Below are 17,615 nucleotides of genomic sequence, written 5' to 3'. Positions count from 1 at the left end.
GGTTATGGAAGCGGGACACTTTTGTTTCTGCTCATTTTAGTGTAAACTAAGTACCGAAAATCTTCCCTGTAAGGAGGGATAAGAATGAAGAATAAAATGACAAGTAAGCGTATGAAAGAAGAATTAGAAAAGCGTCTTCATAAAGAGGATCGCCTAATGACTTTCGATAGAGAAAAAGATCAATTACGTATAGAAAATAAACATACTGGCAAAGGGATTACGATAGAATTGCCTGGCATTGTCGCGAGATATCAAGAGCAAAAGGAAAAAGCAATTGATGAGGTTGTTTATTATGTAGAAGAAGGCTTAGAAGCCATGACAGGAGAACAACGTTTTTCCGGTAAAGAGAAAAACATTTTTCCCGTTATTCGCTCAACTTCCTTTCCACTAGAAACAGGTGATGAAGTACCCTTTGTATATGATGAGCATACCGCAGAAACGCGAATTTTTTATGCACTTGACTTAGGGAGCACTTACCGATTAATTGATGAAAAATTGCTTCAAAAAGAAGGCTGGGAAAAAGAGCGAATAAAAGAAGTTGCTCAGTTTAATGTTCGGTCGCTTTCTACAGAAATGAAAATAGATCAAGTAGCTGGTAACGATTTTTATTTCCTCAATAAAAAAGATGGGTATGATGCTAGTCGTATCTTAAACGAGTCTTTTCTCAAAAATATGGCGACAAAGGTCAAAGGAAATATGGCTGTAGCTGTTCCTCATCAAGATGTATTAATTATTGCTGATATTATGAATGAAACAGGATACGATATCCTGGCACAAATGACAATGAGCTTTTTTGCAAGTGGTCATGTACCAATTACAGCTCTGTCTTTCTTATATGAAGATGGGGAGTTAGAACCAATATTTATTTTAGGCAAGAATAAAAAGAAACAATAACCATGGAAATGGGTCGCTATAGGCGGTCCATTTTTCATTTGTGTGTCATCTTTTTCAATGATATCAAAAACTTATCAAAGATAACTCAGATTACATAATTGCTATCATTCTTAGTAGGTTTACTGATAGAATGTAAGTTAGAACAGAAAAGGAAGTTGATAGAATGAATTGGTTTAAAAGAATAAAAGCCTACTTTAATGGCTATGATGCCGATGAGTTCAAGGAATATGATCCAACGAATACAACTCAAGAAGATAAACCTACAAATAACACTAATAAAATTCAAACTAAAGAACCATATGAAACACATAGAGAGATAGAAGCAAAAGTAATTTATCAATATCCAAAAGGTGAATTTCGTTTTCCTCTCATCCCAGATGAGACACGGGAAAGAAGAAAGCCAAGAGAACGTGAAAATATATTAGCAGACGAAAAGCCAAAAGATAGCAAAAATCTTCAAACAAGACAAAGAAGAAGTCATTCAACAAAAGAAAATATTGAAAATCAGCAAGAAAATCATCGTCCATTAGAAAAGAAACAAATAAAAAAAACGGAAATTAAGCTGAATGCAGGGCCATTTAAACCATCAGAAATTCCTTCTCCTATATATGGTTTTGGTCAAAGAAAAAGTCAAATAAAAGAGGAAACGAAACTTGAACAGTATGAAAGAATAGAACCTACTGAATATGACCTTGGTATTGCTCGTGGCAGAAAAGAATCTGCTTCACTTGAAGAACAATACAATCAATTGTCTCTTTACGATGAGCCGGAACAAGTGAATGTGAGGGTGGAAGAAGACCCGATAGTGACGACTAACAATGAGCCGGAACAAGTGGATGAGAGGGTGGAAGAAGCCCCGATTGTCGCGACTAACAATGAGCCGGAACAAGTGATAGCATCCTTTCAGGTCGAAGATGAGCTAACAGTTTCACAAAATCAAACTGCTGTCGCACTTGAAAAGTCCATTCCTTATTCGAACCAGTATGAAGAAGTTGAAGAAAAACGGATGTATGAAGATGTGGCACAGGATGAAGGTCAAACAAACATACATAGCATGGAAGATGCTCACGCTAATGTGGAAGAAGAGATAGAAACTGAAACGTCGTCTCATCAACCACAGAAACGGAGTCATCTGCCCTTTAATGTAATGATGTTGCAATCGGATAGGAAAAAGTTAAATGTCAATGAGACACCAGAATTCCATCCATCGTCACAGGTAAAAAAAAATGACTTTTATAGAGATGAGGAAATAGAAGAAAATTTGCCTAATTATGTCTTCCCGTCTATGAGGTTGTTAGATCCTCCAGTTAATATGGACACAGATGAAGAATGGTTATTAGAACAAGAGGAATTATTAAATGCCACCCTACATCACTTCAATGTCCGAGCGCATGTGATACAAGTAACGAAAGGTCCTGCGGTTACTCGTTTTGAAGTGCAACCAGAGCCTGGAGTGAAAGTAAATAAAATTACAAACCTAGCTGATGATATCAAACTCAGTCTTGCTGCAAGGGATATTAGAATAGAAGCACCTATCCCTGGAAAACACGCGATAGGCATAGAAGTGCCTAACCAAAAGAGTAGACCTGTACAAATTAGCGAAATCATTCATAGTGAAGAGTTTATGCAATCAGAGTCACCACTAACTGCTGTATTAGGTCTAGATATTGCTGGTGATCCAATTGTCACAGATTTACGCAAAATGCCCCATGGTTTAATTGCAGGTGCAACAGGATCTGGTAAAAGTGTTTGTATTAATTCTATTCTTATTAGTCTTTTATACAAAGCTGATCCTGAGGAGTTAAAGCTCTTGCTCATTGATCCTAAAATGGTAGAATTAGCACCATACAATCAAATACCACATCTTGTTAGTCCGGTCATAACCGATGTAAAAGCAGCAACAGCCTCACTGAAGTGGGCGGTAGAAGAAATGGAAAGAAGGTATGAATTATTTGCTCATTCGGGCGTACGAGATATTAATCGTTACAATGATTATGCAGAGGCAAATAAGCAATACCATCAAAAACTGCCGTATATTGTCATTGTCATAGATGAATTAGCCGATTTAATGATGATGTCTCCAGCGGATGTTGAGGAAGCCATCTGTCGTATCGCTCAAAAGGCAAGGGCCTGTGGGATTCACTTAATTATTGCGACTCAACGACCATCAGTTGATGTTATCACGGGTCTCATTAAGGCAAATGTACCAACAAGAATTGCTTTTTCTGTCTCTTCACAAGTGGATTCGCGGACAATAATAGATATTAGTGGTGCTGAAAAGCTATTGGGTAGAGGAGATATGCTCTTTTTAGAAAACGGTTCATCAAAGCCAGTTCGCTTGCAAGGAACTTTTGTTTCTGATCAAGAAATTGATGATGTCGTAGCACATGTTAGGAAAGAGCAGAAACCACAATATTTATTTGAACAAGAAGAGTTATTAAAGAAAGCGAAAGTAACTGAAGAAACAGATGAATTATTCTTTGAAGCATGTTATTTTGTGATTGATCATCAGGCGGCATCGGCTTCTATGTTACAAAGAAGGTTTAAAATTGGTTATAACAGAGCAGCACGCTTAATAGATATGATGGAGGAACAAGGCTTCGTATCTGAAAATCGGGGCAGTAAGCCAAGAGATGTCCTCATTACTGAAATGGAACTAAATGAAATTGAACAAAATAGTGAATGATGTTAGAAGAAAGGTAAGGAAGGGTCATGATGGTTGAAAATGATACACCCATCGTTCATTTGCACAAGTTTCGTAATAAAAAGCAACTGCAAGGTGAGGAAGCTAGTTTTCAGTTAATTGAAAAGGTTAAAAGGTACAGTGAACGCCACTTAAATATTCGTGAGATGGTCCGTGCAAAGCATATTTTTAAACTACACCTCCAATTAAAGGAGGAGGATGAAATTCCATCAAGTATGTACCAGCTATTTACGGATTGGTTAATTTTTGACTACCAAACCATTCATGGGGTTAGCGTGTTTCAGCTATTTTTACAGAGACAAAGAACTCAGATGCATGAATATGAAATGATTCAAGCTGCCCTATGTATGGCTGCTGTTATGGAACCATTGTTAATTACAAACTATGATGGAAAGACTATAGTTGGATATGATTTAAATGAGGAAGAACAAGTTGTATCTTTAAATAAAGTGGAGCATTCTTCTTTAACTATCGTCAGAGGAACGGTTGTTTTTTTAAGGAGAATTCCTGGTATAAAGAATAATTTCGCTTTCACCCCTCTCCTACTATGTCAAGATGTTCATCCTTTTAGTGAATTACGTACAAACTATCAAAGAATGGGCAAAAAAGATACATTGAGATCTTTTTTAAAGCACAGAGCATTGGACATATTACCAGAAAGCCAATATTGGGAAGTAGTGAGTCAATAGTCCTCGTTCTTATTACCTAAAAACAAACAACCTTTTTAGGTAGAAAAGGCTGTTATACTGTACTGTAGGTAAGAAAATGCTAATGCTTTATAAGTTGAAAAAAATTATAATGATCGGGACAAGTGATACATAGTTTTTCAAAGGGAATAATGATATAATGTTTTAATGTGAATTAAAAAGAACTATGGAAACTTGAAATAAACGATTATGAGCAAAAATAGATATATGTCATATACTGTTTTACAGATATACGATGGTTGGAGGTTTCTTTATATGACTATTTACCATTTCGTCGGTATTAAAGGGTCAGGGATGAGTGCACTTGCACAAATTCTACATGATATGAATTATAATGTTCAAGGATCAGACGTTGAAAAGCACTTCTTCACACAAGTGGCACTTGAGGAAGCTGGAATAAAAATTTTGCCATTTAATAAAAATAATATACAACCTGGCTTAACAATCATTGCCGGTAATGCATTCCCTGATACACATGAGGAAATAGAAGAAGCGACAAGACTTGGTTTACCAATCATTCGCTATCACAAGTTCCTCGGTGATTTCATGAAGAATTTTACAAGTATCGCTGTTACAGGAGCACATGGTAAAACTTCTACGACTGGGTTGCTTGCACATGTACTTACAGGTGCGAATCCTACTGCTTATCTGATTGGTGATGGTACTGGGAGAGGAAATAAACTGGCCGAATATTTTGCTTTTGAAGCATGTGAATATCGCCGCCACTTCTTGTCATACCATCCGGATTATTGCATCATGACAAATATTGATTTTGATCATCCAGATTATTTTGCAAGTCTTGATGATGTTTTTTCTGCGTTTCAAGAAATGTCATTACAAGTGAAAAAAGGGATTTTCGCTTGTGGTGATGATGAACAATTACAAAAAGTGCAAGCAAAAGTACCTGTTGTTTTTTACGGTTTTGGTGAAGAAAATGACTTTCAAGCAAGAAATGTCATCAAGTCAACAAGCGGTACAACCTTTGATGTATTTGTAAGGAATACCTTCTATAATACGTTCACGATCAAATCATACGGAGATCATAACATCTTAAATGCTTTAAGCGTGATTGCCGTGTGTCATTACGAAGATATTGATGCTTCGATTGTTCAAGAGCAGCTCCTCACTTTTGGAGGAGTAAAGAGACGATTTACAGAAAAACAAATTGGTGATCAAGTCATTATCGATGATTACGCTCACCATCCGACTGAAATAAAAGCAACAATTGAAGCAGCGCGTCAAAAATACCCTGATAAAGAAATCATCGGTGTTTTCCAACCGCATACCTTCACAAGGACACAAACATTCTTAGATGATTTTGCTTCAAGTTTAAACTTGGCAGACCAAGTGTATCTATGTGAAATCTTTGGATCCGCTAGGGAAATCCACGGAAAGCTTTCTATTGAAGATTTACAAGCAAAAGTCGATGGTGCTGTTATTTTAAACGAAGACGATACGAATATCTTAAAAGATCACCACGATGGTGTCTTAATCTTTATGGGTGCAGGCGACATTCAAAAATTCCAGAAAGCATACGAAATGCAACTATAAGCGAGTAGTTCCTCATGTGAGTGGGGGACTATTTTTTGTTTTATAAATCAATTTGTGGTTCAATTCCATTAGAGTAAAAAAGGAATTTGTGCGTGCAATTGAAGTGAAATCGGCAAAGATAGCTGCGTGATTTTTGAGTTGCACTCACATCAGGCCATCGAAAACGACACAACAATCATTTTTTCTTCAAATACTCTCCTTAATCAATTACTTTGAACTAAATAAATTTGAATGATGAAAGTTGATGGTATTCATTTTCTTACTATTTTGATAAAATATAATATAAAAAAATGACGGATAAATTACGGGGGAATGAGTATGCGAAAAAATATATTAAAGGTATGTGTTCAACAAGATGATATTGATCATTTAGGACATATGAATTATATGAAGTATCTTGTCTATTTAGAGAAGGGAGTATCTAACTGGTATAGAGAAATTGGCATTGGAAGAGAGCAATTAGATCAACAGCATTTAGGAACAGTAATGGTTAACTTTGATGTTACCTATAAAAAAGAGGCACGGGTGAATGAAGAACTCACAATTTTCACAGAATTGCGTAACGTAGGTAATAAAAGCTTTTATATTTATCAAGAAATATATAATGAGAATCAAGAGCTATTAACAACATGTAAGAAGACATTTGTCATGTTTAATACAATTACAAGACAGGGTGTACCTGTTGTTAAGGAAATTACAGAATTAGTAAATAAGGAAAATTATAACAATTAAATCCGAAGAATATGGCAATACATAAATAACCACGAACAAAAATTTGTTCGTGGTACATGGAAAAAGTCGAATTTGTTAGCTTATTTTAAGTTTTCTGGATTGAGAGCTTCTAATTCTGCAATTACAAATTTGCCGTCTTTGCGGATTAATTGATCATCGAAGTAGATTTCTCCACCACCATAATCAGGACGTTGGATATTGACTAAGTCCCAATGGATATTTGATTTGTTCCCATTATATGCTTCGTCATAGCATTGTCCTGGTGTGAAGTGAAAGCTACCGTCAATTTTTTCATCAAAAAGGATATCTTGCATTGGGTGTAGAATATAAGGGTTAACACCAATAGCAAATTCTCCAACAAAGCGAGCTCCCTCATCTGTATCGAATATTTTGTTAATACGCTCAGTATCATTAGCAGTGGCCTCAATGATTTTACCATTCTCGAAAGTTAGTTTTACATTTTCGAACGTAAAACCGTTATATGGAGATGGTGTGTTATAAGAAATAACTCCATTCACTGAATCACGCACTGGAGCGGTATAAACTTCACCATCTGGTATATTCATTTGTCCAGAACATTTAATAGCTGGGATATCTTTAATTGAAAAACTTAAATCAGTCCCAGGTCCTGTTAAGCGAACTTTATCTGTTTTATTCATCAATGAAACGAGATTGTCCATGGCTGCATCCATTTTACTGTAGTCTAAGTTACATACATCAAAGTAAAAGTCTTCGAATGCTTCCACGCTCATTTTAGCTAATTGAGCCATTGAAGCGTTTGGATAGCGGAGTACAACCCATTTTGTTTTTGGCACGCGAATTTCTCTATGTACCTTTTGGCCGATTGTTGATCCGTGAATACGCATTTTTTCATCTGGTACATCTGCTTGTTCGTTAATGTTATTTCCAGAACGTAAACCAATATAAGCATCCATTTGGCTCATGACATTTGCTTCAAATGAAGCCATCATATTATATTGTTCTTCATTTGCGCCGAATAAAAGTGCGCGGTCAACTGTATTATCTTTTATCGTGACAAAAGGGTGACCACCAGCGGCGTAGGCTTCTTTTACAAGAGCAGTTACAAGTTCTTTTTGTAAACCGAAGTTCTCAATGAGAACCTTTTCTCCTTTTTGTAAACCAATTGAATAATTAATTAAGTTCTTAGCTAATTGTTCAATACGAGGATCTTTCATTACATATCCCTCCGAATAAAAAATTGATTACTACCTTCTTATTGTAACCTAAAGTGGGATGTTTGTTCGAAAATAACTAGAGAAAAAGACAGAATAAATGATTTTCTTAGGATAAAATAGATAAGTAAGGTTCCCGTTAGGTCTAATCGCTTCATTTAAGTAATTGTTTATATTATGATAATATTTACAGATAAAATAAAAAGGATTATTTGGAAAGAGCGTTTATTCTCTCATAATTGGGGAAAAGCAATAATAAATTAAATACTTTGCTCTTTTCTTTGAATCATTCTTATTTTGAAAATACGGAGGTGTGCCTAATGGAAATTATCTTGTATTTGAGTGTAGCGGTTATTGCCATTGCTTTTTTAGTTTTAGTCATCTACCTTTCTAAAACACTCTCATCGCTACAAGTAACGTTAACAAGTGTATCTAAGACATTAGACGGGTTAGAAAAACAGCTTGATGGAGTGACCAAGGAAACAACAGTACTCTTACATAAAACGAATGCATTAGCAGAAGATATTCAAAAGAAATCTGAAAGCTTGAATAATGTTGTTGGTGCCGTAAAAGAAGTAGGGGACTCAGTAAGAACCTTTAATGGTTCTATTCAAAATATATCATCTTCAGTCAGTCAGCAGCTAGAGTCGAATAAAGAAAAAGTTGCACAAGCTATTAGCTGGGGTAATGTCATCTTAGAATTAAGAGAGAAATATAAACAACGTAAGCAAGCACCAGCGCAAACCTATACAGCTGAGGATCCTATCCCAGTTCCTAGCAAGAAAAGAGAAAGAGCAAGGTCATAAATTCAATTTGGAGGATGATAATGATGAGTAACCAAGATCGTCAAGAAAATGAATCAAAACAAGTGGCCAAAAATGAAGATAGCATCAATACAAAGGATTTCGTCATCGGAGCACTAATTGGTGGTATTGTAGGTGCTGGTACAGCATTATTACTTGCACCTAAATCAGGTAAGGAACTAATAAGTGATATTAATACACAAGCTTCTCAATTAAAGGAAAAATCTAGCCATATCGCTGATACTGCTAAAGTAAAAGGTACTGAATGGGTTCAGGTTGCTAAAGAAAAAAGCAATGAAATTGTCCAATCAGCAAAAGAAAAATCTAGTGACTTACAACAAACAGTCTCAAAGCAGTCTGCAGATATGAAAGATAAAATTAAACAAATGACTGCAAAAGATGACGCAGTAGCTGAAGAAAATGCTCCAACATCGGAAGCAGAAGCACAAAAGAGATTAGAAGAAACGAAAGTAGCTTTTGACCAAACAGAAGAAAAAGTAAATCAATAGTATTCAATAAAGCGGTAAAGAGCCATCTATTCTTTACCGCTTTATTATGATCTCGATTTGTCATAGGTGCTTCTTTTTTAGTAAAATAATGTGAGGTATACCATAATTATAATAAGAGAGGTAATTCAAATGGAAAGATTAAATACAAAAGAAGCATTTAAACAAGCACTGCAAGAGAATGAGAAGATGTTATTACTTAAGCACAGTAACACTTGCCCAATCAGCGCAGATGCTTACGAGCAATATGAAAAATACACAAATGAAAATAGTGATGTGAAAGCTTATTACTTAGTTGTTCAAGAAGATCGCCCATTGTCAAACGAGATTGCAGAAATATTTGAAGTAAAACACGAATCTCCACAAGCTTTTCTTTTTGTTAATAAAGAAGTGGCTTGGCATACATCCCACCGTAAAATTACATATGATACCCTAAATGAGGCTGTACAAGCTTAAGGAAGTTATCTATCCCGAACGATTTATTTGTCTAATATGGACGTGAGTCGTTCGGAACATTTTTTAAATTGGTTGAAGGAGTTATGTGTTTTTTCCGCACGAGTGTGTAATTTTTAGTTGACCAGTGAATTTTTAAATTGTCCCCCTCTTGTATTTCCTCTAATAAAGAGGACTTCTTGCCGTTTTTAAATAATGTACATTGAAGTTTACCATGATAAGGAATTTGAACTTTTGCAAATTTAATCACATCATGAAAATAAAACCTTGCTTGGTCATCTTCCTTTATTATTTCTAGTACATCTCCTGAATGTATAAGTGATTCCTCAACTAATTTCTCTTTTTCTCTGATTATGTGCAAAAGTTGTTTATAAAGCGTAACTTCTTTATTATTGACACTAATCGTTATACTGGCCTTGTATTGTAAAGATTTATATTTTATGAATTCTACCAGTGTTAATGGGCGCGGCTCAATGATCTCTAAACGATCTAAATGGTTGACATGACTAGTTAAAGATATCGAATTTCCATTGCAAATAACTTTTCCGTTATGTGGTGGAATGATTGTCTGCTTCCCATTGATGATCAGTTGATATGGCTTTACGCTCTCTAATAGATGTGTCAAATCTAATGAATGAAAGATTTCTGTAATTGTCGATGGGATCATATATTCAATATGATCACCGTCCTCGAGTAGCTGTTGAGTGGATGCTGTTACTTGATTCACCTTTATTAAGGGCATAATGGTGTATTTTGCATCGTGAATATAAATACTTTTATTCTCGGTTTCTCCGACACAATCAGATACTCTAATAGTCGCTGGCTCCCCACTCATTCCTCTTACGACACTTATTTCATCATGAGCGTGAACGGCATCATTTAATTTTGCCTTTTTACCGTTCAAATAAATATATGGCGGTTTTCCGTGACTTCCTGGAATGGTCATTTGTTGTTTGTTAACGGTAATTACTTTTGGAGAGCCAATTTTTCCATACCAATTCCTTGTGAGATATTTTGCAGTTAATAAGACATCCTTTACTGTGAGAGTCTTGATTTTTAGCAATCGTTCTGTCTCTCCATTGATTGTAATAGGAACAAATCTGAGCGGAGTTTCGTTGGCTGCAATTGCGATTGCAAAAGGTGTGACATACATCGGGTGAGAAGCTAGCTCTTCTGGAAATGATAGATGTTTTAAGCTATTTAAAGTTTTAAGCATGACTTGATGAGGAGGCAAATCTAATTGGTCTCTAAGTAATTCTTGAATGCCTGGTGTTAAGCTTCCACCGCCAATTATTAGGAGGGCAAGAGGTGACTTTTTATTATTTAGCTGTTGTATTTTTTTTGAAAGTGAATGAGCAAGTTGTTCGATAAAGGGAAAAAGCCTACTCATTAAGTCTTTTGAGTAGATATGTTGTTTTGTGTTATTTAATGTTTCAAATGTGAAGGATTCATGGTCGACCAAATGCCGCTTGATCCGCTCTGCTTCATGGAAATCGGTTAGTGTTAATTGCTGAATGAACTCTGTCACTTCATCACCTGCCTGTGGCACCATCCCATAAGCAGTAATTGTTCCTTCATTAGTAATGGCAATATCAGATGTACCTGCTCCGATATCTAATACAGCTATATTCAAATGTCGTAAGGATGGAGGAATTAAAGTTTGTACACAAGCAATAGGCTCGAGTGTTAGTCCATCGATCGTTAACCCTGCTCTTTGTACAGTTGCTTCTAGAGAGGTGATAACAAGCTTAGGTAAGAAGGTGGCAATAATTTCTATACTCGCTTGAGCACCTTGTTGATGTAATAAACTCCCAATAGGCTGTCGGTCAATAAAATAATACAGTGGTGTATAGCCTACAAAGGTATAATCTGTTTGGATTTCTGTATGATGAGTTTTATTTGTAATAGTAGATTGTGCTTTTTGAAGAGCTTGCCATTCTAAATATTGAATATAGTCAGCAGTTAAAGGAGGGTAATTTCTTATATCCATACTAGCCATTATGCGTTCGGTTCGTAATGATCTACCAGCTGCAGCAATAAATACTTTTTGAAGGGGACCATGTTTTTTTTCAAAGTATTGTTTAATAACAATAACTGTTTCTGCAACCGATTGGATATTGTGAATTTGTCCATCCATCATTGCCCTATCATCATGTTCCTTTACAAAGTAATCAACACAATTATACTCACCTTCTTCAAAAAGAATAAAGAGACCAATGACTGACCTTGTTCCTATATCTAAGACAAAAAATTGTTTCTTCTCACCCAAAAGAATCACATCCTTTTGAATCAATTTGCTTTATTGCTTAAAAGCGTCTAATTAATAAAGATAAAATTAGTGACAGAAGCGTATATTTCATATATAATAACAACAATTATAAAAAATGTATTATAATTATCACCAAAACAAATAAGTGATATCTGAATGAAGCAAGAAAGTATTGTACTCATCTTCGCTTTTTCGGAATTAAGCTTTAATGTAATAACAATTGAGAGGATGGGACTATTATGGGTAAAGAACTAGAGCAATTGCGTAACCGAGTGGATGAAATTAACCTTCAGTTGCTTTCTTTAATTAATGAGAGAGCAGAACTTGTACAAGAAATCGGAAGGGTAAAGGAAACACAAGGAGTCTATCGTTATGATCCTGTCCGTGAAAGAGCGATGTTGGATCTAATCAAAGAGAATAATAATGGACCTTTTGAGAACTCAACAATTGAGCATATGTTCAAGGAGATCTTTAAAGCTGGTTTAGAATTACAAAAGGATGACCATCGCAAAGCATTATTAGTATCCCGTAAGAAAAAATCTGAAAATACAATTGTTGATATAAATGGAGAGCAGATCGGTAACGGACAGCCGCATCTTGTCTTTGGGCCATGTGCAGTAGAATCATATGAGCAAGTGGCATCAGTTGCTGAAGCTGTGAAAGCTAAAGGCTTGAAGTTGTTACGTGGCGGCGCATTTAAGCCTAGAACTTCTCCTTATGATTTCCAAGGTTTGGGTGTTGAAGGCTTGAAGATCTTAAAACGTGTAGCAGATGAATATGGTTTAGCTGTTATTTCAGAAATCGTAAGCCCAAATGATATGGAAACTGCAGTGCAGTACTTAGACGTTATTCAAATTGGAGCTAGAAATATGCAGAATTTTGAATTGCTAAAAGCAGCAGGACAAATCAATAAGCCTGTACTCTTAAAGCGTGGTATGTCTGCAACGATTGAAGAATTCATTAATGCAGCTGAATACATCATGGCACAAGGAAATGGCCAAATTATTCTTTGTGAACGAGGTATAAGAACATATGAAAAAGCAACAAGAAATACGTTAGATATTACGGCTGTTCCAATTTTAAAACAAGAAACACATTTACCAGTTATGGTTGATGTCACTCATTCAACTGGAAGAAAAGATTTATTACTTCCAGCTGCAAAAGCAGCACTTGCAATTGGTGCTGATGGGGTTATGGCAGAAGTACATCCAGATCCTGCAGTGGCGTTATCTGATTCCGCTCAGCAAATGGATTTAAATCAATTTGATCAATTCATGAACGCACTTAAACTTCCTTCACAAATTCAAGTGTAATGGTATAATAAAGCTGATTTAAGGGGAATGGTAGCCGTCCCTCTTGAGTCGGCTTTTTTATATCTTTTTAAAAAAATTTGTAGTAAGCTGGTTGTGGTTTCTAATTTTTTTACAAGATTATGTGAGGAATTGAACAATAGGATAGAACTTTGGGATATCAGTTATGTAGGTTAGATTCTAACTATTTTTTGACTTTTTCATAAATATTTCAGCATGAAGTTGCGAGGGAAGAGAAAAGTATCGTATGATTATACATAATTACAATTCTTGCTGAACAAATAAGGTTTGTAGAAGAATGACATACATAAATACATTTTATTAATATAGAAAAAGTAGAAGGAGTGTGTGACATGAATATTACGATTTATGATGTAGCACGCGAAGCAAATGTTTCAATGGCTACTGTTTCAAGGGTTGTCAATGGGAATCCTAATGTCAAACCGACAACAAGAAAAAAAGTATTAGAGGTAATTGAACGTTTAGGCTATCGCCCTAATGCTGTTGCAAGGGGACTTGCTAGTAAAAAAACTACGACAGTAGGGGTGATATTACCCGATGTATCGAGTACTTTTGTCGCGGAGTTAGCTAGAGGAATCGAAGATATCGCAACGATGTATAAGTATAATATTATTTTAAGTAACTCAGATCAAAATATGGACAAGGAGTTACATCTATTAAACACGATGTTAGGAAAACAAGTGGACGGGATTGTTTTTATGGGCGGTAATATAGAGGAAGCACATGTGACGGAATTTGAGAAATCTCCTGTACCTATTGTACTTGCTGGTTCTATTGAAAAGTCGCAAACCATTCCTTCTGTTAACATCGATTATGAACAAGCAGCTTATGATGCCACGGAAGCCTTTATTCAAAAAGGTCACGAAAAAATTGCCTTGCTGATTGGCCCTTTAAGAGAACCAATCAATGCAGAGAAAAAATTAGAAGGCTATAAGAGAGCTCTTCAAGACGCGAGTATTCCGTATCATGAAGAATGGGTAATTGAAGGGGACTACACATATGACTCAGGTTTGGAAGCATTTGAACGGTTGTTAGAGTTAGATAGCAAGCCAACTGCTATATTTGCTGGTTCAGATGAAATGGCATTGGGCATCGTTCATGGGGCGCAAGATAAAGGGTATCACGTACCTCAGGATGTAGAAGTGATTAGCTCTGATAGCACAAGATTAGCTTTAATGGTGAGACCACAACTTACATCTGTTGTACAACCGTTATATGACATAGGTGCAGTTGCAATGAGATTATTGACGAAGTATATGAATAAGGAAGAAGTCACAGATCACACAGTAGTACTTCCGCACCGAATTGAACAGCGTAACTCAACAAAATAATCATCCGACCGATATGAGAAAAAGAGGGAAAGACATGTAAAGTGAGTTTACCGAGTTTACAAGGTAATTCTCACTTTTTACATGTTAAGGTAAGAAAAAATGGTCAAGTGAGAAGATAAGTGTCTTTGCAGCTAATAAGGAACAACTTGTCTTCACCTCTTGCAAGACTCGCCAATAGGCGAGTTTTCTAATTTCGTCATTAGGGAGAGAGAGAATGAGAAAGTTAGACAAGTTAACACCAGTTGGTTTAATGGTCGGTGTAATCATGATTATCTTTGGAATTGTTGCTTCCGGTGGGTGGACTGGGGTCAAGTATTTTTTTGATTTCTCTTCCATCTTTATTGTCATTGGTGGGATAGTTGCAGGTCTTTTTATATCCTTCCAAATGAAGGATTTACGAAAGACTTTTATAGTAATGAAAAAAGGCTTTTCTAAAGAAGAAAGGTCAATCGAGAGCCTGATTGAGACCTTTGTTAAGTTAGCAGACCGTGCTAGAAGAGAAGGTATATTATCTTTAGAGTTAGAAGTTGTAAATGAACCAAATCCTTTTATCCGTAAAGGTGTGTTGTTGGCGGTTGATGGAATTGAACCAGAAATGATTAGGGATATACTTGATGCCGATATTGATGCAATGGAAGAGCGCCATCGAAAAGGGAGGAATATTATTGAAAAAGCAGGGGATTATGCACCAGCTTGGGGAATGATTGGTACATTAATTGGACTAGTCCTTATGTTGAAAAATATGGATGACCCCTCAGAACTTGGTTCCGGAATGGCAATTGCTCTTTTAACGACTTTATATGGCTCTTTACTAGCAAATCTTTTTTTCAATCCTTTAGCTGCGAAACTTGAATCACAAACGGATGATGAAATTTTTTATAAACAGGTTGTGATTGAAGGAGTAATTGGTGTTCAAACGGGACAGAACCCAACGATTTTACGAGAGAAATTAAGTGTTTACTTGTCCGAAACTGAGAAAAAATCTATCGAGGGGCGACTAGAGCTAACGGAGGACTTTGAACATGAGGCGCAATAACCGCCGTTCTAAAAGAGATAGGAACAATAAAAAGGGTGCTCCCCTTTGGATGGTGACCTATTCAGATCTTGTTACGCTCGTTCTCGTTTTTTTCATCCTTCTGTTTTCGATGTCACAAGTGGATATGACGAAGTTTAAGGCTGTCTCAGATTCATTTAATAAAGTAGGGATATTCCAATCTAGCTCATCAATATTACCTGATGATGGACGTGAATCTGTGCCAGATGAAACAGAGACAGGTACACCACATTCACTTGATTCACTTGTTCAGGAAGTTGAGAGTTATCTAAAATCTAATGGGTTGGAAAATGTGATTACAGCCAATCGAAATGAAAGAGGTGTTGTGCTCATTCTGCAAGAGCAAGTATTGTTTGAAACGGGCCAAGCCGATCTTATTGAAGATTCATTTGGTTTTCTCGAAAGCTTAGGGGTCATGCTCAAAGAAATGCCTAATCTTATCCGAGTCGAGGGCCATACAGATAATCGCCCAATTGAAACGTATCGCTACCCATCGAATTGGGAATTATCTTCAGCTCGAGCAAGTAGTGTTATTCGTTATTTAGTGGATAATAATGAAATAGAACCGTCTCGTTTTACTGCAGTAGGATACGGTGAAACAAGGCCGATTGCCGCAAATAATAGCTCAGAAAATTGGGAGAAAAATCGCAGAGTAGAAGTTATTATTCTTGATCCTGAGTATAAACACAATGAAGCTATGGAATCATCTAATTGATTCTATAGCTTTTTTCATTTTTTTGGTCCCAAAAAAAGCTATGCCTACTCCTTACCATATAATATTTAACTGTTTTTTCTCAACCTATAGACTGACTTTTAAACAGCGGTCATTTTGTATAATGAAAGAAACGGTAAGGAGGAGAAACGTATGCAAATAAAAGAGCTGACAATATATGTAGGTAATTACAATGAAACGAGAAAATTTTATGAAGAAGTGATGGGTTTAAATGTATATAAAGAATCTAAACAACAGATTACATTTCAGGTCGGTACAAGTCTGTTAACCATTCAAGAGGAGATTGAACAGGCATCTTTTTATCATTTTGCTATTAATATTCCACCTAACTTACTTCAATCAGCGAAAGTTTGGTTAAGTAATAGAGTTAAATTGGCAATGGAGGAGGGGGAAGATGAGGCAGACTTTAAGGAAGCGAAAGCAAAAGCGATCTATTTCGAGGATCCATCCGGTAATATCGTTGAATTGATTGCAAGAAAAACGTCAGCAGTAGCTAGTGAATCGCATTTTCATAAGGCTCATTTTTTAAATATAAGTGAGGTAGGTATCGCTACAAACCATATAATAGAGCTTGCTCAGCAATTACAAGATAAAGGAATACCAGTGAGAAACAACGAATCAATTAAACACGAGAAATATTTAAACTTTTTCGGAGAATATGATGATGGAGTTTATATTATTGTTGCTCCTGTTGGTAGAAGGTGGATTTTCTCAAATAAATACGCTAAAGAAGCGCCAATCGTTATTCGAACAGATAGAGGGACTATTCAATCCTAGGAAATGGAGGTAATCATGAGGAAAGTAGAAGTACTTAATTATGATAGACAATGGTCTACGGCCTTTGAAGTAGAGGCACAGAAGTTAAAACGAGTCTTCAAAGATAAAATGATAGTCATTTTTCATATCGGTAGCACCTCAGTACCAGGTCTTAAAGCCAAGCCGATTATTGATATATTACCGGTTGTCAAAGATATTACAGAGGTTGATGATTACTTAATTGAAATGAATGCATTAGGGTATGAGGCAAGAGGAGAGAATGGTATAAGAGGAAGAAGATATTTTCAAAAAGGACATGATAATCGTACGCATCATCTTCATTTTTTTGCAAAAGACAGTAAGGAGATTATTAGACATCTTGCCTTTCGTGATTATTTACGGACTCATCCATTAGAAGCTGGAAAATATGGTGCCTTAAAAGAATCGTTGGCCATCAAGCACTCGACAGATATCCATGCCTATATAGAAGGAAAAAATGCTTATGTGAAAAAAGTTGAACAGAAGGCATTAGCATGGTTTGAAAGGTTCGGGAATCTTCATCAACATCGGTTTTGAATATATCTTTCTGGATGGCTTT

16 protein-coding genes are annotated in these 17,615 nt (G+C 36.0%); 14 read left to right on the top strand and 2 right to left on the bottom strand.

Annotated features, from left to right (window positions below):
• The first annotated feature begins 84 nt into the window (after positions 1-84).
• The 5 genes from MKX83_RS18195 (at position 85) to MKX83_RS18175 (ending at position 6,588) form a co-directional block, all read left to right on the top strand.
• Positions 85-894, top strand: a complete 810-nt coding sequence (locus tag MKX83_RS18195) for a DUF1444 domain-containing protein (protein WP_224938783.1) — start codon at positions 85-87, stop codon at positions 892-894.
• Between the two features lie 163 nt (positions 895-1,057).
• Positions 1,058-3,580, top strand: a complete 2,523-nt coding sequence (locus tag MKX83_RS18190; RefSeq protein ID WP_341056895.1) for a DNA translocase FtsK — start codon at positions 1,058-1,060, stop codon at positions 3,578-3,580.
• A 29-nt stretch (positions 3,581-3,609) separates the two neighbouring features.
• Positions 3,610-4,287, top strand: a complete 678-nt coding sequence (locus tag MKX83_RS18185; RefSeq protein ID WP_341056894.1) for a hypothetical protein — start codon at positions 3,610-3,612, stop codon at positions 4,285-4,287.
• A gap of 273 nt (positions 4,288-4,560) precedes the next feature.
• On the top strand, positions 4,561-5,856 hold the full coding sequence (murC, locus tag MKX83_RS18180; protein WP_095372223.1) for a UDP-N-acetylmuramate--L-alanine ligase: 1,296 nt from the start codon (positions 4,561-4,563) through the stop codon (positions 5,854-5,856).
• Positions 5,857-6,174: 318 nt separating this feature from the next.
• Positions 6,175-6,588, top strand: a complete 414-nt coding sequence (locus tag MKX83_RS18175) for an acyl-CoA thioesterase (RefSeq protein ID WP_322910358.1) — start codon at positions 6,175-6,177, stop codon at positions 6,586-6,588.
• A gap of 80 nt (positions 6,589-6,668) precedes the next feature.
• Here MKX83_RS18175 and MKX83_RS18170 read toward each other — a convergent pair whose 3' ends face one another.
• The gene (locus tag MKX83_RS18170; RefSeq protein ID WP_095372225.1) at positions 6,669-7,784 is read right to left on the bottom strand and encodes an aminopeptidase; all 1,116 of its coding nucleotides are present in this window, start codon (positions 7,782-7,784) and stop codon (positions 6,669-6,671) included.
• Between the two features lie 317 nt (positions 7,785-8,101).
• Here MKX83_RS18170 and MKX83_RS18165 point away from each other — a divergent pair, with 317 nt between their 5' ends.
• The 3 genes from MKX83_RS18165 (at position 8,102) to ytxJ (ending at position 9,546) form a co-directional block, all read left to right on the top strand.
• Positions 8,102-8,587: a DUF948 domain-containing protein gene (locus MKX83_RS18165; RefSeq protein WP_095372226.1), complete on the top strand. Its 486-nt coding sequence runs from the start codon at positions 8,102-8,104 to the stop codon at positions 8,585-8,587.
• A 23-nt stretch (positions 8,588-8,610) separates the two neighbouring features.
• A complete protein-coding gene (locus MKX83_RS18160; protein ID WP_095373626.1) occupies positions 8,611-9,093 on the top strand; it encodes a YtxH domain-containing protein in 483 nt (160 codons plus the stop codon).
• Positions 9,094-9,222: 129 nt separating this feature from the next.
• A complete protein-coding gene (gene ytxJ / locus MKX83_RS18155; RefSeq protein WP_095372227.1) occupies positions 9,223-9,546 on the top strand; it encodes a bacillithiol system redox-active protein YtxJ in 324 nt (107 codons plus the stop codon).
• Between the two features lie 31 nt (positions 9,547-9,577).
• On the opposite strand, the gene MKX83_RS18150 is transcribed toward ytxJ, so the two are convergent.
• Complete coding sequence (locus tag MKX83_RS18150; protein ID WP_328198801.1) at positions 9,578-11,812, bottom strand: cell division protein FtsA; 2,235 nt, start codon at positions 11,810-11,812, stop codon at positions 9,578-9,580.
• A gap of 239 nt (positions 11,813-12,051) precedes the next feature.
• Here MKX83_RS18150 and MKX83_RS18145 point away from each other — a divergent pair, with 239 nt between their 5' ends.
• The 6 genes from MKX83_RS18145 (at position 12,052) to MKX83_RS18120 (ending at position 17,593) form a co-directional block, all read left to right on the top strand.
• A complete protein-coding gene (locus MKX83_RS18145; RefSeq protein ID WP_285840908.1) occupies positions 12,052-13,125 on the top strand; it encodes a bifunctional 3-deoxy-7-phosphoheptulonate synthase/chorismate mutase in 1,074 nt (357 codons plus the stop codon).
• A gap of 350 nt (positions 13,126-13,475) precedes the next feature.
• Positions 13,476-14,474 carry a catabolite control protein A gene (gene ccpA / locus MKX83_RS18140; protein ID WP_224938773.1) on the top strand — a complete coding sequence of 333 codons (999 nt, stop codon included), beginning with the start codon at positions 13,476-13,478 and terminating at the stop codon, positions 14,472-14,474.
• A gap of 214 nt (positions 14,475-14,688) precedes the next feature.
• Positions 14,689-15,510: a flagellar motor protein MotP gene (gene motP, locus MKX83_RS18135; protein ID WP_322910356.1), complete on the top strand. Its 822-nt coding sequence runs from the start codon at positions 14,689-14,691 to the stop codon at positions 15,508-15,510.
• The gene (gene motS / locus MKX83_RS18130; protein WP_322910355.1) at positions 15,497-16,243 is read left to right on the top strand and encodes a flagellar motor protein MotS; all 747 of its coding nucleotides are present in this window, start codon (positions 15,497-15,499) and stop codon (positions 16,241-16,243) included. The genes motP and motS overlap by 14 nt, the downstream gene beginning before the upstream one ends.
• 150 nt (positions 16,244-16,393) lie before the next feature.
• On the top strand, positions 16,394-17,038 hold the full coding sequence (locus MKX83_RS18125) for a hypothetical protein (protein WP_307316757.1): 645 nt from the start codon (positions 16,394-16,396) through the stop codon (positions 17,036-17,038).
• Positions 17,039-17,053: 15 nt separating this feature from the next.
• Complete coding sequence (locus tag MKX83_RS18120) at positions 17,054-17,593, top strand: GrpB family protein (RefSeq protein WP_307316759.1); 540 nt, start codon at positions 17,054-17,056, stop codon at positions 17,591-17,593.
• Positions 17,594-17,615 lie beyond the last annotated feature (22 nt).

Source organism: Cytobacillus sp. FSL M8-0252, from assembly GCF_038007345.1.
Lineage (GTDB): Bacteria > Bacillota > Bacilli > Bacillales > Cytobacillaceae > Cytobacillus > Cytobacillus kochii.
The sequence above is the reverse complement of the archived record's forward strand: the minus strand, read 5'-3'. Positions and strand labels throughout refer to the sequence as shown.

Excerpts from the sequence above, each read along its gene's own strand:
- MKX83_RS18185 (WP_341056894.1), top strand. The coding sequence starts at position 3,610 with ATGGTTGAAAATGATACACCCATCGTTCATTTGCACAAGTTTCGTAAT.
- MKX83_RS18160 (WP_095373626.1), top strand. The coding sequence starts at position 8,611 with ATGAGTAACCAAGATCGTCAAGAAAATGAATCAAAACAAGTGGCCAAA.
- MKX83_RS18175 (WP_322910358.1), top strand. The coding sequence starts at position 6,175 with ATGCGAAAAAATATATTAAAGGTATGTGTTCAACAAGATGATATTGAT.
- MKX83_RS18120 (WP_307316759.1), top strand. The coding sequence starts at position 17,054 with ATGAGGAAAGTAGAAGTACTTAATTATGATAGACAATGGTCTACGGCC.
- motS (WP_322910355.1), top strand. The coding sequence starts at position 15,497 with ATGAGGCGCAATAACCGCCGTTCTAAAAGAGATAGGAACAATAAAAAG.
- ytxJ (WP_095372227.1), top strand. The coding sequence starts at position 9,223 with ATGGAAAGATTAAATACAAAAGAAGCATTTAAACAAGCACTGCAAGAG.
- MKX83_RS18170 (WP_095372225.1), bottom strand. The coding sequence starts at position 7,784 with ATGAAAGATCCTCGTATTGAACAATTAGCTAAGAACTTAATTAATTAT.
- ccpA (WP_224938773.1), top strand. The coding sequence starts at position 13,476 with ATGAATATTACGATTTATGATGTAGCACGCGAAGCAAATGTTTCAATG.
- MKX83_RS18145 (WP_285840908.1), top strand. The coding sequence starts at position 12,052 with ATGGGTAAAGAACTAGAGCAATTGCGTAACCGAGTGGATGAAATTAAC.
- MKX83_RS18125 (WP_307316757.1), top strand. The coding sequence starts at position 16,394 with ATGCAAATAAAAGAGCTGACAATATATGTAGGTAATTACAATGAAACG.
- murC (WP_095372223.1), top strand. The coding sequence starts at position 4,561 with ATGACTATTTACCATTTCGTCGGTATTAAAGGGTCAGGGATGAGTGCA.
- MKX83_RS18190 (WP_341056895.1), top strand. The coding sequence starts at position 1,058 with ATGAATTGGTTTAAAAGAATAAAAGCCTACTTTAATGGCTATGATGCC.
- MKX83_RS18195 (WP_224938783.1), top strand. The coding sequence starts at position 85 with ATGAAGAATAAAATGACAAGTAAGCGTATGAAAGAAGAATTAGAAAAG.
- motP (WP_322910356.1), top strand. The coding sequence starts at position 14,689 with ATGAGAAAGTTAGACAAGTTAACACCAGTTGGTTTAATGGTCGGTGTA.
- MKX83_RS18165 (WP_095372226.1), top strand. The coding sequence starts at position 8,102 with ATGGAAATTATCTTGTATTTGAGTGTAGCGGTTATTGCCATTGCTTTT.